The 13,713-nt window shown below is 36.5% G+C and carries 12 protein-coding genes; 6 read left to right on the top strand and 6 right to left on the bottom strand.

The window, feature by feature from the left end:
* Window positions 1–24: 24 nt before the first annotated feature.
* The 6 genes from PK943_03720 to secA all read left to right on the top strand — a co-directional run bounded on the left by PK943_03720 (window position 25) and on the right by secA (window position 8,098).
* Complete coding sequence (locus tag PK943_03720; protein ID HRN78322.1) at window positions 25–765, top strand: hypothetical protein; 741 nt, start codon at window positions 25–27, stop codon at window positions 763–765.
* Complete coding sequence (gene ftsA / locus PK943_03715; GenBank protein HRN78321.1) at window positions 758–1,993, top strand: cell division protein FtsA; 1,236 nt, start codon at window positions 758–760, stop codon at window positions 1,991–1,993. The genes PK943_03720 and ftsA overlap by 8 nt, the downstream gene beginning before the upstream one ends.
* Window positions 1,994–2,033: 40 nt before the next feature.
* Window positions 2,034–3,326 carry a cell division protein FtsZ gene (gene ftsZ / locus PK943_03710; GenBank protein HRN78320.1) on the top strand — a complete coding sequence of 431 codons (1,293 nt, stop codon included), beginning with the start codon at window positions 2,034–2,036 and terminating at the stop codon, window positions 3,324–3,326.
* 206 nt (window positions 3,327–3,532) lie between these two features.
* Window positions 3,533–4,771, top strand: a complete 1,239-nt coding sequence (locus PK943_03705; protein ID HRN78319.1) for a hypothetical protein — start codon at window positions 3,533–3,535, stop codon at window positions 4,769–4,771.
* A complete protein-coding gene (gene pgeF / locus PK943_03700) occupies window positions 4,758–5,480 on the top strand; it encodes a peptidoglycan editing factor PgeF (GenBank protein ID HRN78318.1) in 723 nt (240 codons plus the stop codon). The genes PK943_03705 and pgeF overlap by 14 nt, the downstream gene beginning before the upstream one ends.
* An 83-nt stretch (window positions 5,481–5,563) precedes the next feature.
* A complete protein-coding gene (gene secA / locus PK943_03695) occupies window positions 5,564–8,098 on the top strand; it encodes a preprotein translocase subunit SecA (GenBank protein ID HRN78317.1) in 2,535 nt (844 codons plus the stop codon).
* Window positions 8,099–8,114: 16 nt separating this feature from the next.
* Here the strand turns inward: secA and PK943_03690 are convergent, their stop codons facing one another.
* The 6 genes from PK943_03690 to PK943_03665 all read right to left on the bottom strand — a co-directional run bounded on the left by PK943_03690 (window position 8,115) and on the right by PK943_03665 (window position 13,713).
* A complete protein-coding gene (locus PK943_03690) occupies window positions 8,115–9,293 on the bottom strand; it encodes a leucine-rich repeat domain-containing protein (protein HRN78316.1) in 1,179 nt (392 codons plus the stop codon).
* Window positions 9,294–9,304: 11 nt separating this feature from the next.
* Entirely contained in the window at window positions 9,305–10,735 is a 1,431-nt protein-coding gene (locus PK943_03685; protein HRN78315.1) for a leucine-rich repeat domain-containing protein, read from the bottom strand.
* 7 nt (window positions 10,736–10,742) lie between these two features.
* The gene (locus PK943_03680) at window positions 10,743–11,870 is read right to left on the bottom strand and encodes a leucine-rich repeat protein (GenBank protein HRN78314.1); all 1,128 of its coding nucleotides are present in this window, start codon (window positions 11,868–11,870) and stop codon (window positions 10,743–10,745) included.
* A 12-nt stretch (window positions 11,871–11,882) separates the two neighbouring features.
* Entirely contained in the window at window positions 11,883–12,245 is a 363-nt protein-coding gene (locus PK943_03675; GenBank protein HRN78313.1) for a hypothetical protein, read from the bottom strand.
* Window positions 12,246–12,367: 122 nt separating this feature from the next.
* The gene (gene galE, locus PK943_03670) at window positions 12,368–13,375 is read right to left on the bottom strand and encodes a UDP-glucose 4-epimerase GalE (protein ID HRN78312.1); all 1,008 of its coding nucleotides are present in this window, start codon (window positions 13,373–13,375) and stop codon (window positions 12,368–12,370) included.
* A 98-nt stretch (window positions 13,376–13,473) separates the two neighbouring features.
* A complete protein-coding gene (locus PK943_03665; GenBank protein ID HRN78311.1) occupies window positions 13,474–13,713 on the bottom strand; it encodes a hypothetical protein in 240 nt (79 codons plus the stop codon).

Here is a 13,713-nt window from a genome sequence, read left to right as displayed (position 1 = left end):
AATCTGTAAATTCAGGGGAAAAAGATGAAGGGACTTCTGCGTATACGCTATGTAGTATGCCTAGTCATATTTACTATATGTGGGACTGGTATTAAAAAAGGTATTTCTATGCTTTATGCACAACAGCAATTAGCGTGTATTTGTGATCAACGCATTGCGCCAATAGAGCAGAAAAAAATTATTAATGCATTGCATACATTATTTAAACAAAATGAACTTTCTATGCATACATTAACCTTGGATATACAAGAACGGTTTCCGTTTATAAAATCATGTACTTTGTCATATATGCCAGGGGTTACCTGTTGCTCATTAAAGGTACGGAATCCATTTTGTTTAATTAATGATGTATTAGTTTTGACAGATGATGGTGTATTAGTCATCAAAGATGTGTTTAAAGAACCTATTATAGCCACGCTCAAAACGGCTATAGTTGACCGTGTTGCTATTCAAAAAGAACATGCAATTTGGGGATTTCAAGAATGTATAGCAGCATTGCCTGCTACTATTTTAAATATATATGATGTGATATGGCATGATCGATTACATGCTCAATTGAGAGATAAAAAGGAAAAAAGATTTTCCATACTTTTTGATGTCGATTCGCTACCAGATGAAGAGTTATTCAGGCAATGTGAACGTATTAAAGATGATTTGGTAGCAAAAGATGTATTTCAACAATCGCGGCGATCATGGGTAGCTGATGTTCGCTTTACAAAACAAATTATTGTTTTTGAAGATAAAGGGGGATTGTGGTATGGCTAAAATAAATTCTGATCGTCTCATTACGTCTGTTGACGTAGGAACGACTAAAATCTGTGTTTTTGTTGCGCGACAACTAGATGATGATCGGCTTGAAGTTATTGGTATTGGTAAATCACCATCAGATGGTCTTAAAAAAGGTGTAGTAGTAGATGTAGCGCGCACCGTACATTCTATTCGTGCTGCAATTAAAGAAGCAGAGTTAATGGCTGGTATTGATATATTAACTGCCTCAGTTGGTATTGCTGGTGCACATATTTCTTCTCGTAATTCACATGGGGTAGTTGCTATTAAACGTGGTGAAATTACCAAGGAAGATGTACAAAATGCACTGAATGCAGCCAGAGCTATTCCTATTGCTGAAGGTGAACAAATTTTACATGTGTTATCGCAGTATTTTATTATTGATGGTAAAGATCGCGTATTAGACCCTATTGGCATGCATGGTATTCGCTTAGAAGTGCAGGCACATATTATTTTGGGAGCCATAGCATCGGTACAAAATTTAGTAAAATGTTGTCAGGCTGCAGGTATACAGGTGAATGATATAGTTTTAGAGCCGCTTGCTTCTGCAGAAGCTGTTTTAAGCCCTGATGAAAAAGAACTTGGTGTAGCGGTGCTTGATATAGGAGGTGGCACTTCTGATCTGGCTATATATCAACAAAGTAGTATCCGTCATACTATGGTACTTCCGGTGGCAGGTAATCATTTTACTAACGATTTGGCTATTGGTTTGCGTACCACTATTGCCGATGCAGAGCGAGTTAAGGTTTTGCATGGAACTGCATACAAAAAAGGCCTGAAACAAGATGATCTAGTGGAAGTAGAAATGGTGCAAGGTGGAAAAAAACATATTATACAATTAACTGATCTAGCAAAGATTCTGGAGCCACGTGCACGAGAATTGTTATCAATTGTGCACGAAGAAGTTATATCAAAGCATTTGCAATCATTTATGGCTACCGGGTTGGTTATTACTGGAGGTGGTTCACTATTGCATGGCATGCAAGAGGTTGCACAAGAGATATTTGGTGTTCCGGTGCGTATTGGTAACCCACGCATTGAATTTGATTTGCCACAATCATTACATAACCCGATGTATGCTACAGGATATGGATTGTTATTGTATACCTTAAAAAAGAAACATAATAGTGCGATGAATAACCTAAATAGTCCTCTTATGACACGGGTATTTGATCGTATGAAGTCGTGGGTGTTAGATTTTTTTTAGACCATCAAGGGTATAATTAAGAAAAAGGGGAGATAAAAAAATGATAGAATTTGATCCAAGAGAAGAACAAAAAGTAATTGCTTCAATAAAAGTACTTGGTATAGGTGGTGCAGGAAGCAATACAGTCAATAGTATTATCGATTCAGGGTATCAAGGTATTGATTTTGTTGTAGCAAATACTGATGCACAGGCACTTGAATTGTCAAAAGCAAAAACAAAAATTCAAATGGGTATCAAATCAACTAAAGGACTTGGTACCGGTACTAATCCAGAGATTGGCAAGCGTGCGGCAGAAGAAGATATAGACAAAATAATGGAAGCAGTTGGTGATGCGGATATTGTATTCTTAGCTGCAGGTATGGGTGGTGGCACCGGTTCAGGGGCTGTTCCAGTGATTGCGCGTGCCCTGCGTGAACAAGGTATTTTGTCTATAGCTATTGTAACCAAACCATTCTTATTTGAGGGTAAACGTCGCTCACAAATTGCTGAGAAAGCAATTGAAACACTCAAAAAAGAAGTTGATACTTTAATTATAATTCCAAATCAAAAGCTAATCGAAGTAGTTGATAAACATGTATCAATGATAGATGCTTTCGGTATGATTAATGATGTGCTTAGTCAGTCGGTGCGTGGCATCTCTGATATTATTGCAAAACCTGGTCACATCAATGTTGATTTTGCAGATGTGCGTACCATTATGAAGGACCGTGGTCTTGCAGTAATGGGCACCGGACGTGCCACAGGTGAAGAACGTGCAGGAGAAGCTGCGCTTAAGGCTATATCTTCTCCATTATTAGAAAACATGAGCATAGAAGGTGCACATGGTGTATTACTCAACATAACTGGGGGAACAAACCTTGGTTTGCATGAAATTAGTGAAGCAGCTTCAATTGTATATGAGCAAGCAGCAGAAGATGCAAATATTATTATTGGTTCAGTTATTGATCCAACATTGAACGATGAAGTTGTGGTAACAATTATAGCAACAGGTTTTACCACAAAAGAGCAGGTAAAACATAATATTCATGCATCAATAGTTGATGCAGCAGAAGCAATTAAGCATGAGTCAGAAGTTGTATTGCAAGCAGAGCAAAAGGTGCAAGCGCACAAGGCATTAGAAAAAGCGCTTGATGCAGCAGAACAACTTTGTAAAAAAGAACAAGAAGCACAAAAACTAAAACCAGCACAGGCAGATATCTCAGATGAAGAAGTTTCTTTTGATGAGCAGCAAGAAGAAGAAATGCTCTATGCCAGTAGTGATCTGATAGACACACAGGATCTTGATGTTCCAACCTATTTACGCGATCGTGCTGAACAAAAAGAACAAAAATAGACATCCGTATTTAAATTAAAAGAGAGGAGAGACTATTTGTTTTTCTTCTCTTTTTTTTTGATTCTATCTTTTCAATGTGTGCAATGATCTTATATGGGTAGTAAGCCTTTTACATGTACACTTCTTAGTGTTACTATACAAATCTAGATGAGTTCTTTAACGTTAATGCTTTAATATGTATTATCATCTGTTGGCAAGGAGGTGCCATGAGTATGCGCAATAAATTCATAACAGGAATATTGATAATAAATTGTACAATCCCTCATCTTTTGTTTTCTACGGGGCTAAGACAGCAGGAATCAGAAGGTTACGGGGCACAATTTACCAGTGCATGGTATTGGCAGAAGGAAAATTATAAAAATACTAAATGGTGGGCAACTTGTGGCGTAATAACTGGTAGCGCTATCGGGTTATTATGGTATTTTTTAACTGATCGCCGAACTCCTGAGCAGGTTTATGAAGATGCATGCAATTATTATGATGAAGTCTTTAATACTCATAACAAACATATTTGTTTGTTTGAGTCTGCATATCATATTACCAGTCTAACTGAGCATATATCAACACAAGAGGTGGATGAAGAATTATTGAAAACCTTTGCGGTGTTGAATTTATCTACATGGTCTTGGTATGACAATACTATCGATTATGCTATGAATCGATTGCAAAAACAGATCGATGTTGTGCAGGAGCGCATACTACAACTCAAATCAAATACACAAGATAATGCATTATGCCGCAATATGCATTTGTTTGTAGAACGAGCAAAAAAACTACATATACGCCTCAGGTATGTACGGAATTGGTACAAGTACAATCGACCTTATTTTACGTTGCATAATACAATAAATCGATTACTAGATAGGTATTCAGACAATGAGCGTAGCGCACAATATTCTGTGCAGCAATTGCAAGTGTACATAGAGCAGCTCAGAAGCACCCATGAATATCCATATATTGCTTATATGCAGCAGATAGAATCCGATATATATATATTAAAACTAAGCATTGATAATGCGCAATATGCTGCAGTTACCACATTAATGGATAGAGCTCGTCTGTTATACAAGGATCTCGTTACTATACAACGTACCTTACAAAACAGTGGTGTATTCAATCGTATGGCAGAACAAGAACGTGCCCATAAGCGGTTGCAAGAAGAGATTGAACGCCTACACAAACAACGTAAACAACTAGAGCGGGAACGTATTCAGATTGAACGGGAGCGATTACGGCAAGAGCGCGAGCGTCAGGAATTGGAAAAAAGCAAACTCGAACAAACGCAGCGTAAGCTTGAACAAGAACGACAGCGCGTAGCACAACAACAAGTTGCTCAACAGCACTATGATGACTTTGCACCGTCTGCACCACCAATGACGCAAGATGAATATGCTGCATATTATGCACCATCTGCGCCGCCAATGGAAGAACATGTTAATTCATAAAGCGCCGCTGTTCCACATTTATTTTGGTAATAAGCAGGATAATCTTAATCCTCAGGAATATCTTAATTTTTCGGCAGGTTATGATCTTTTTTCGCATAGCTCATTTGCTAAAGTCAAAAAAATATTACAACTCAAACAACTTATTTTTCTTCATCAGGTTCATAGCGCATATGGTGAGCAGGTTACTGTTCCCAAGATCAAACAGCTACAGCCTTTTGTGCACCAGGGCGATTTTTTAATTACTAATGTACGTCACGTGGGTATTGGGGTAGTAACAGCTGATTGTTTGCCGATTGTTCTGTTTGATACACGGCATTATGCAGTTGGTATTGCGCATGCCGGCTGGAAAGGGTCAGTACAATCAATTGCCGTAAATATGACCAAATCCATGCAAGAAACATACGGTACCAATTTGGATGAGTTGCAAATATTTTTTGGGCCATCTGCTCAAGTATGTTGTTATCAAGTAGGGCATGACTTTGTAGAGCATCTTGAGTCATTTGCTTATGGGGAACATGTTTTGCAACGACGAGAAAATGGCTTATATTTTGATTTACCTCAATTTAATAGGCTGCAACTTGAGGCAATGGGCATAAAGAAAGAAAGCATACATATGTCGTATGCACTTTGTACTATTTGTGATAAAAATTTTTGTTCTTCGCGTAGAAAAGATGCTGTACGACAGATGACAGTAGTTAGTCTTAAGTAATTAGGTACTTTGTAAAACTATTCTATTTGTGGTAAATTTTTAACTATATTTTTTTCATATGAATTTAGATTAAGGACGTTGGTATGATAACAGGCATTTTGGCAAAAATTTTAGGGACTGACAATGAGCGTAAGATACAAAAATTGCGTCCTATTGTTAACCAAATTAATGCCCTTGAGCCAAGCATAAGCAAGTTAACCGATGAACAGCTTGGTGAAAAAACAAATGAATTTCGTAAACAACTTTCTCAGGGGAAAACGCTCGATGATATATTGCCAGAGGCTTTTGCCTGTGTGCGAGAAGCAGCCAAGCGTACCTTGGGGCAACGTCACTTTGATGTACAATTGATGGGTGGTATTGTTCTTCATCAAGGTAAAATAGCAGAAATGAAAACCGGTGAAGGTAAAACGTTAACTGCAACGCTTGCCCTTTATCTAAATGCATTGGAAGGAAAAGGTGCACATCTGGTTACGGTGAATGATTATTTAGCTCGTCGGGATGCTGAATGGATGAGACCTGTTTATACTATGCTTGGTCTTACGGTAGGTTGCTTGCAAAATAATATGGATGATGCAGAGCGTAAAGAAGCCTATGCCAACGATATTTTATATGCAACAAACAATGAGCTTGGTTTTGATTATCTACGCGATAATATGAAATTCAGACTTGAAGATTATGTGCAACGTGATCTTAACTATGCAATTGTTGACGAGGTTGATTCTATTTTGATTGATGAAGCCCGTACACCATTGATTATTTCCGGTTCTGCTGAAGCAAGTAGTAAGTTATATATTGATGCAAATCGTGTAGCTGCAAGCCTTAAAAAAGGCGTTGATTATGAAGTTGATGAAAAAGCACGTACCGCATTACTAACTGAATCAGGCGTTGATAAAATTGAGCAAGCATTTCATATAGATAACTTGTATGCCATTGAACATATGAATTTGTTGCACCATATGAACCAAGCCGTTCGTGCACATGCTTTATTCCGTCGTGATGTTGAGTATGTAGTCAGAGATAATCAAGTACTCATAGTTGATGAATTTACGGGACGTATTTTGTCCGGGCGTCGCTATTCAGATGGATTGCACCAGGCTCTTGAAGCAAAAGAGGGTGTGCCTATCGAACGTGAAAGCCAAACTCTTGCATCTATTACCTTACAAAATTATTTTAGACTTTATAAAAAACTTGCTGGTATGACAGGGACTGCTGCTACTGAAGCAGAAGAATTTTATAATATTTATGGTTTGGATGTCGTAGTAATTCCAACCAATGTACCGCTAGCGCGTGCTGACAAACCACACTTGATATTTTTGACTAAAAATTCAAAATACAAAGCAATTGCTCAGGATATTAAAGAGCGTTATGCAAAAAAACAACCGGTATTAGTGGGTACTGCATCTATTGAAACCTCTGAACTTTTGAGTAATGTATTGCATGCGCAAGGTTTACCACATGATGTACTGAACGCAAAGCAGCACCAACGTGAAGCAGAGATTATTGAGCATGCAGGTGAGCCGGGTCGTATTACCATTGCAACTAATATGGCTGGTCGTGGTACGGATATTAAGCTTACGCCGGAATCAAAAGAAACGGGCGGTCTTTATATTCTTGGTACTGAATTGCATGAAAGCAGACGTATTGATAATCAATTGCGTGGCCGTGCTGGACGCCAAGGTGACAAAGGTGAATCACGTTTCTATATATCATTAGAAGATGATCTAATTCGTATTTTTGCGGGTGATAACCTCAAGAAAAATATGGAACGTTTTGGGATGAAAGAAGATGAAGTTATTGAGTCGCCCATTGTATCAAGAACCATTGATCGTGCTCAAGAAAAAGTAGAAAAGCATAATTTTGAAATCCGTAAACATTTGCTTGAATACGATGATGTACTTAACCAGCAACGTATGGTTATTTATCGTTATCGTCGTGACATTTTAGAAGGCGAGCATCGTACCTATGAGCTAGTGCGTGATTTTATTACTAAAGTAATTCAAGATTTGGTTTTTGCACATTGTTCAAAACGTACCGTGACTCATGAACAAGCAAACCTTATTATGCATGAAATATCTCAGTTGTTTGGCCTTACGCCAGAAATGTTACATGATGCCAAGATTAATACTACTACCGTAGCAAGTTTGGAGTCTGATTTAACACAATTTATTCTTTCTCGCTATGAGTTATTACGTAATCAAGTACATGCTGAAGCATTTCAACAAGCAGAAAAATGGCTCCTACTTGAAACTATTGACCAAGCATGGAAGCAACATATGCTCAATTTGGATCACTTGAAAGAAGGTATAGGTCTGCGCGGATGGGGTCAAAAAAATCCACTTATTGAATATAAGAGAGAAGCATTTGATATGTTCAGAGAAATGCTTTCTGATATATACAAAGATGTAGTGCGTCATATTTTCCGTTTAAAAGTTGACCAGTTTGATGAACGAGAACTAGAAGAAAAACGTGAAAAAGAGCTTGATGAATTGCGTATGATTTCAAGTGAAACAGGCCCAGCAGAACCCGCGCAACGAGCAGAGGACAAAATTGGCCGTAATGATCCATGTCCATGCGGATCAGGCAAAAAGTATAAAAAGTGTTGCGGTGTTGGCAAATAACGATTTCTGTTAATGATTAGAAATCAAGGGTTGTAGTTGGAAATGCTCTTCTTAAGCGTTCTTTATTTGTATCACTTAAGTTATTATCCTCTAGGTTAAGTTTTCTTAGTTGAAGGCCTTGATTGGCAAATGCATTTCTAGACAGATGTTTCAATTTATTGCTATATAAAAACAATGTATGCAATTGAGGTAACTGAGCAAATGTATTGTTGGCTATGGTTGCCAACTGATTAGCCCCAAGATTGATATAAAAAAGGTTGGGCAATGAACCAAAGGTGTTTTCTGCGATACTCGATAGTTTGTTACCGCTTAATTCTAATTTGTTCAATTGCGCAATAGTACTAAAAGTACCCGGTTCTATATAGGTAATATTATTATCAATGAGTACTAGTTTTTTAAGTTCTATAAAACCATCAAAATCATTTTTTGATAATGAAGTCAGATAGTTATGAGCTAGATCAATTATTTCTACAAGACGACGTGTTGAAAACGGAATTAAATACATACCAACCAGACTTATTATGGATCGCTTATTGAGATCAAGTATGATTTTATTACTATCTGATTTTATAAGTTCAGGGAACTCTTTTAATGCAATCAAATCAGCGATACTATATTTTTTTTGTGTACCGGTTTCTTCATATGGTTCTATATATTTTTGTATTATGGTATCTGTAATATTATAATTACTTGCAGTTATTGCTGCAGATGGGGCAAATATATTGTACCATGGCTTTACGCGCATAACCCATAAAGCTCCTGCAGCAGATAAGATGCTTTCATCCACAGCAAAGTAATCAAGTGCGTTTATAAAATGAGCCAATTGCAAAGTATCTACATTATTGCTTATTTCTTCTAAAACGTTTCTTGTTTGTGCAGGAATATCTTTGTATGAATAATGATCAAAAAATGTTGGATCTACATCTTTGATAGGCACATGAAGTAATTTGTCCATAGCATGTATAACAAGCGCCATAGTGGATACGCTTTGGGGTACATGTATTGCACCATTAGAAAGCCCTGAACCCATCATATCGGCAAGTGTGGGTAGCATACTTATAATAGAAGTTGTGGTAAGTATTGTTTGTTGGTCAGCGGTTTGAATAGTGATAAGGCTATTACCATCTATCTCTTTTTTTATTGCGTATACCGGTAAGGTAAGCAGTACGGTTAATGTATATAGTATATTTTTCATAAAAAGATCTTTTAGTCGAAAATTATATCGGTATCAGGCAAACTTGCTGCAATACGATCCTTCGTTGCTTGATCAAGTCGGTTGCCTTCAAGTGAAAGCTCGTCTAGATTAAGTCCTGTAAATGCTCCCGGTGTGATGCGGGATATCTTATTATCAGATAACCAGAGTGATATTAAGTGGTGGTTATTTGTAAATAATTGATCATTAATTTCAGTCAAATTGTTATTATTCAGATTAAGATCTTCTAATATAGGTAAATTGTGGAATGCATGATCATCAATAAAGTCTAGGCTGCATTCAGATAAGTCTAGATCCATTAAGCCAGCAAGTCCTGCAAATGCACGTTCATTAATGGTACGAATCGGATTATTATTCAGGTTGAGGTACCATACATTTGATAAATTTATAAAGATATTATCTGGAAGAGATATATTATTAAACTCTAGATATAATTTTTTCAATAGTGGTATATCAGCAAACATATCGGCAGATAATTTAGATATTGCATTACTAGCTAGATTTAAAAATTGTAATTTATTAATACCATGGAAAGCATATGGTGCTATATCATCTATATAATTATCTTCTAATTTAAGATAGTTGAGTTCAGATAAACTTTCAAAAGCTCTATTTGGAACATGCCGTATAATATTTTCTTTAAGATTGAGCATGGTAATCTTGAGACGCTCTGGTATTAAATAGATACCTACCAGATTTATTATGTTTCGACCAGATAAATCGAGTTCATTAAAACTTACTTGTTGATTCGTAGGTTGGTTATACACAATAGATGGTAATTGCCCAAGAGCTACTATATCAGCAATACTACATGCACGGGTAAATTTTGAAAAATCATCCTTGGTGTATTTGCTTATATAATTAATACTGTCATTGTTCCAACCAGATGCTTGCGCATCTCCTTCGTGTAACTCTTTTTCAACCCATAGCTTTGCAATAGCATCTTGTAACCATTCAAGTTGCAAAAACCCGGCAGTATTGACAAGTGATGCTATTATACGAGGATCTTTGTTTTTTATTTTACTTTTTACGATGTGTTTTACTTGTAGAGGGATATCTTCTAATGTATATGTTTCAAAAAAATCAGGATCAAGTTTGAGTATTGGTGCTTGTGTATGTATTTCTTCTATAATCGTGATGGTAAGTTGGAATGTTTCTTGAGAAATCTTACTTAAATCTATTACAGTTTCAGGAAAAAATTTCAACATATCGTGCAGAAGAGGTATTTTTTGTACGGTATCTCGTTCCACGACCATTTGTGTGGAATAATATTCTGGATTTAAATATATATCCACCGGGTCTAAAGCACCCAACGTGTTTACGGTAAATGTAATAGTGTCTGATTGTGCTGATTCTTCACGTAGGCGCTTCATCCCCGTTAAAGGAAGAATTATTAATGTACCTATAAGAAGCAGTTTTTTCATGTTATTCCTATTCAAATATTATTTGTACATTGGGTAATGCTTGGCGTATGCGATCTTTGGTTGCTTGATCAATAGAATTGTTATTTAGCCAAAGTTTGCGGAGCCTACGTAAGTTGATAAATATATCCGGTGTAATTATAGATATTTTATTATTATTTAGACGTATGAATTGTATACTATCAAGTCCTGCGAATGTGGTTGGTATTAAAGAAGCAATATTATTATTATAAAGCCATAATTTTTTGAGTGTATCTAGTCCCACAAATGCATCATTTTCAATAGTAGTTAGTTGATTATGAGAAATAGTTAATTCTTGTAAATTATGCAATTCATGAAAAGCACGCGCAGGAATTACTTCTAGTTTGTTGTTTGCCAAAGAGAGAACCTGAAGAGCACGTAATCCAGCAAAGCTATTTGTGGTTATGGTATTAATTTGATTATTAACTAAATACAGATTTGTTAGATCTGGCAAGACTGCAAAAATATTATCTGGTATAGAACTAATACGATTATTTGTTAAATTTATAGAACGTACATTCAGACGAATGTCATGAGGAATAATATGTATACCTGCAAGACTTGTTATATTTTTATGAGTCAATGCAAGTATTTTATTATTGGTCAAGTTAGGTAATTTATTTAACACAACTAAATCTGCAATGCTATATGCATCTGTGTTATAGTTTACTAACCACTGTAGCCCTAAAAAGTTTGCTGTTTGAATAAGAGATTCATAGTTTTGTAACGTTTGGTTTTGAATGTTTTGTTGTACTATCTGTTTTACTATAGCTGGGATATCCGTTGGGTCATATGACTGAAAAAATAACGGATCTAAGTCAAGTAGTGGTTTATAATTATAAACATCTTTTACTATGCGTATAATCGTTTGCATGGTGTGAGCATCAATTACTGAAGATGTAATAGTATGCTCTGCAAGACTCATTAATGTTTTGAGTGTAGGAATATTAAGTGCAGTAGCACGAGCTATAGATAGTGTTTGACCATCTTTGGTAGTAAAAATGATATCAGGTCCCTGTTTGGCTACAACGGGTTCTATGTCCCATTCTTTTTCCATTGTAGTGAGTGGAGCCGTAATTATAGTGCAGATTATACATAAGAAAGTTATTTTTTTCATAATTGTTTCCTGTTAGTGGCTGCAACCGCAAGAATTTTTGGCATTACTGTTTGTTATTGGATTATGTGTTTTTTCTACATAAAAATGCGGAATGCTATATGTACCAACATGAGAAGCTTTTATATTAATCAAATGGGTCTCTGAACATGTAGTTTGTTTTAATGTATAATCTTTATGTTCTTTATTCAAAATAAAAACTGCCTTTTGATTTGAATTACCAAAAGTTAGTGCACCATGTGGTGCTACCGTGGTTACTTCACCCTGTTGTGTGCGGATGATTATCGGTGTATCTAAATCATTTTCTAGATTAATCAGGCAAGCCTGCACGGAAAGAGAGGCTATAGACAAACTTATGATTATTACTAATTTTTTCATATTGTTCCCCTTTTAAATAGCTATACTACCCATCTGGTATATTGCATTGCCAAGGCTATCTCTACTACCTATATTAGCAAGTGCAAGTTACAAATAGCAATAATTTGTGGGTGATGGATGATCTATTTTATTATGGGTTGTGTGGAGTGGTATTTCTGTCTGTAGGTATGGTATCCAGCATAGGCACTTTGCAGAATAAAGGTTATATCTGAGTATCTGGGTTGCCAACCCAGGATATCATGTGCTTTGCTTGGGTCAGCGACCAGCGTAGGAGGGTCGCCTGCACGTTTTTCTGCGTGGATTACGGTAATAGGTGTTTTGCAAATTTGTTCTACGTGGGCAATCATAGTCTTAACTGATATACCTTTGCCGGTTCCCAGATTAAATGCATCAGAAGGGTTATTTTGTTGTACATGAAACAATGCTTTCAGATGAGCATGAGCGATATCCCAGACGTGTAGGTAATCTCGTACGCAGGTACCATCGGGTGTTTCATGATCTATGCCGAAAACATAAAATGGTTTTTTTGTGTGTGTAGCCCTAAACAATAATGGTATTACATGAGTTTCTGGTTCATGGTGTTCATATAAATTATACTCAGCCAGAGCTCCTGCTGCGTTAAAATAGCGCAAATTTACAAAACGTATATCGTAGGCGTGAGCACAGTCTTGCAATACATGTTCTATCATAAGCTTGGTTCTGCCATATGGACTGATTGGATTCTTAGGGTGGTCTTCGGTAAGTGGTATATAATGAGGATTACCATAGACCGCACAACTAGAAGAAAAAATAAAATTATTACACCCATGCATGTACATTGCTTCGAGCATATTAATGGTATTGCTGACATTGTTGTGATAAAACTTGAGTGGGTTTTTGACTGATTCACTTACCTCTATGTTGGCTGCAAAATGCATGACAGCAGCAATATTATGATGGGTAAAAATATGATTGAGTATTTTTTTATCACCAAAATTACCTTGGATAAATGTAGCCCACGTGTGATTGAATGTTTGATTATGCAGTAATGCATCCAAAATAATGACATTATATTGTTGTTGTGCAAGCAGCAATGCGGTATGTGAGCCAATATATCCTGCACCACCAGTGACTAAAATTGTTTGCTTCATTATGGCCTCTATATAGATGTCTAGCTCATAGTAAAGCATAATCTGAACAAGAAAAAAACCCCTGCTTTTTATGCAGGGGTATCATAAGCTTCTGGTAATTATTGTCTTCGTTGTAGAATTTGAGGTTGATAGGGAACGTGCATAACATTGTTATTTTGCTGTTGCTGCATAAGTTCTTGATTTATTTGTTGAGCTCGTTGTTGCCATTGACGCAGTGGGCGTTGAGCTCTTCTTGCTACCTTCTCAAATACTTCTTCCTTGCCTTTTGGTGCCATGGCTTGTGCCATACCACCTAGTATTAATAATACTATGCTCATAACTAATGATAATTTTTTCAT

This window comes from Candidatus Dependentiae bacterium (assembly GCA_035445995.1).
In the GTDB taxonomy this organism is placed as follows: Bacteria; Babelota; Babeliae; order Babelales; family Vermiphilaceae; genus DAOMRS01.
The sequence above is the reverse complement of the archived record's forward strand: the minus strand, read 5'-3'. Positions and strand labels throughout refer to the sequence as shown.

Excerpts from the sequence above, each read along its gene's own strand:
- PK943_03720 (HRN78322.1), top strand. The coding sequence starts at position 25 with ATGAAGGGACTTCTGCGTATACGCTATGTAGTATGCCTAGTCATATTT.
- galE (HRN78312.1), bottom strand. The coding sequence starts at position 13,375 with ATGAAGCAAACAATTTTAGTCACTGGTGGTGCAGGATATATTGGCTCA.
- PK943_03690 (HRN78316.1), bottom strand. The coding sequence starts at position 9,293 with ATGAAAAATATACTATATACATTAACCGTACTGCTTACCTTACCGGTA.
- ftsA (HRN78321.1), top strand. The coding sequence starts at position 758 with ATGGCTAAAATAAATTCTGATCGTCTCATTACGTCTGTTGACGTAGGA.
- ftsZ (HRN78320.1), top strand. The coding sequence starts at position 2,034 with ATGATAGAATTTGATCCAAGAGAAGAACAAAAAGTAATTGCTTCAATA.
- PK943_03705 (HRN78319.1), top strand. The coding sequence starts at position 3,533 with ATGAGTATGCGCAATAAATTCATAACAGGAATATTGATAATAAATTGT.
- PK943_03685 (HRN78315.1), bottom strand. The coding sequence starts at position 10,735 with ATGAAAAAACTGCTTCTTATAGGTACATTAATAATTCTTCCTTTAACG.
- PK943_03675 (HRN78313.1), bottom strand. The coding sequence starts at position 12,245 with ATGAAAAAATTAGTAATAATCATAAGTTTGTCTATAGCCTCTCTTTCC.
- pgeF (HRN78318.1), top strand. The coding sequence starts at position 4,758 with ATGTTAATTCATAAAGCGCCGCTGTTCCACATTTATTTTGGTAATAAG.
- secA (HRN78317.1), top strand. The coding sequence starts at position 5,564 with ATGATAACAGGCATTTTGGCAAAAATTTTAGGGACTGACAATGAGCGT.
- PK943_03680 (HRN78314.1), bottom strand. The coding sequence starts at position 11,870 with ATGAAAAAAATAACTTTCTTATGTATAATCTGCACTATAATTACGGCT.
- PK943_03665 (HRN78311.1), bottom strand. The coding sequence starts at position 13,713 with ATGAAAAAATTATCATTAGTTATGAGCATAGTATTATTAATACTAGGT.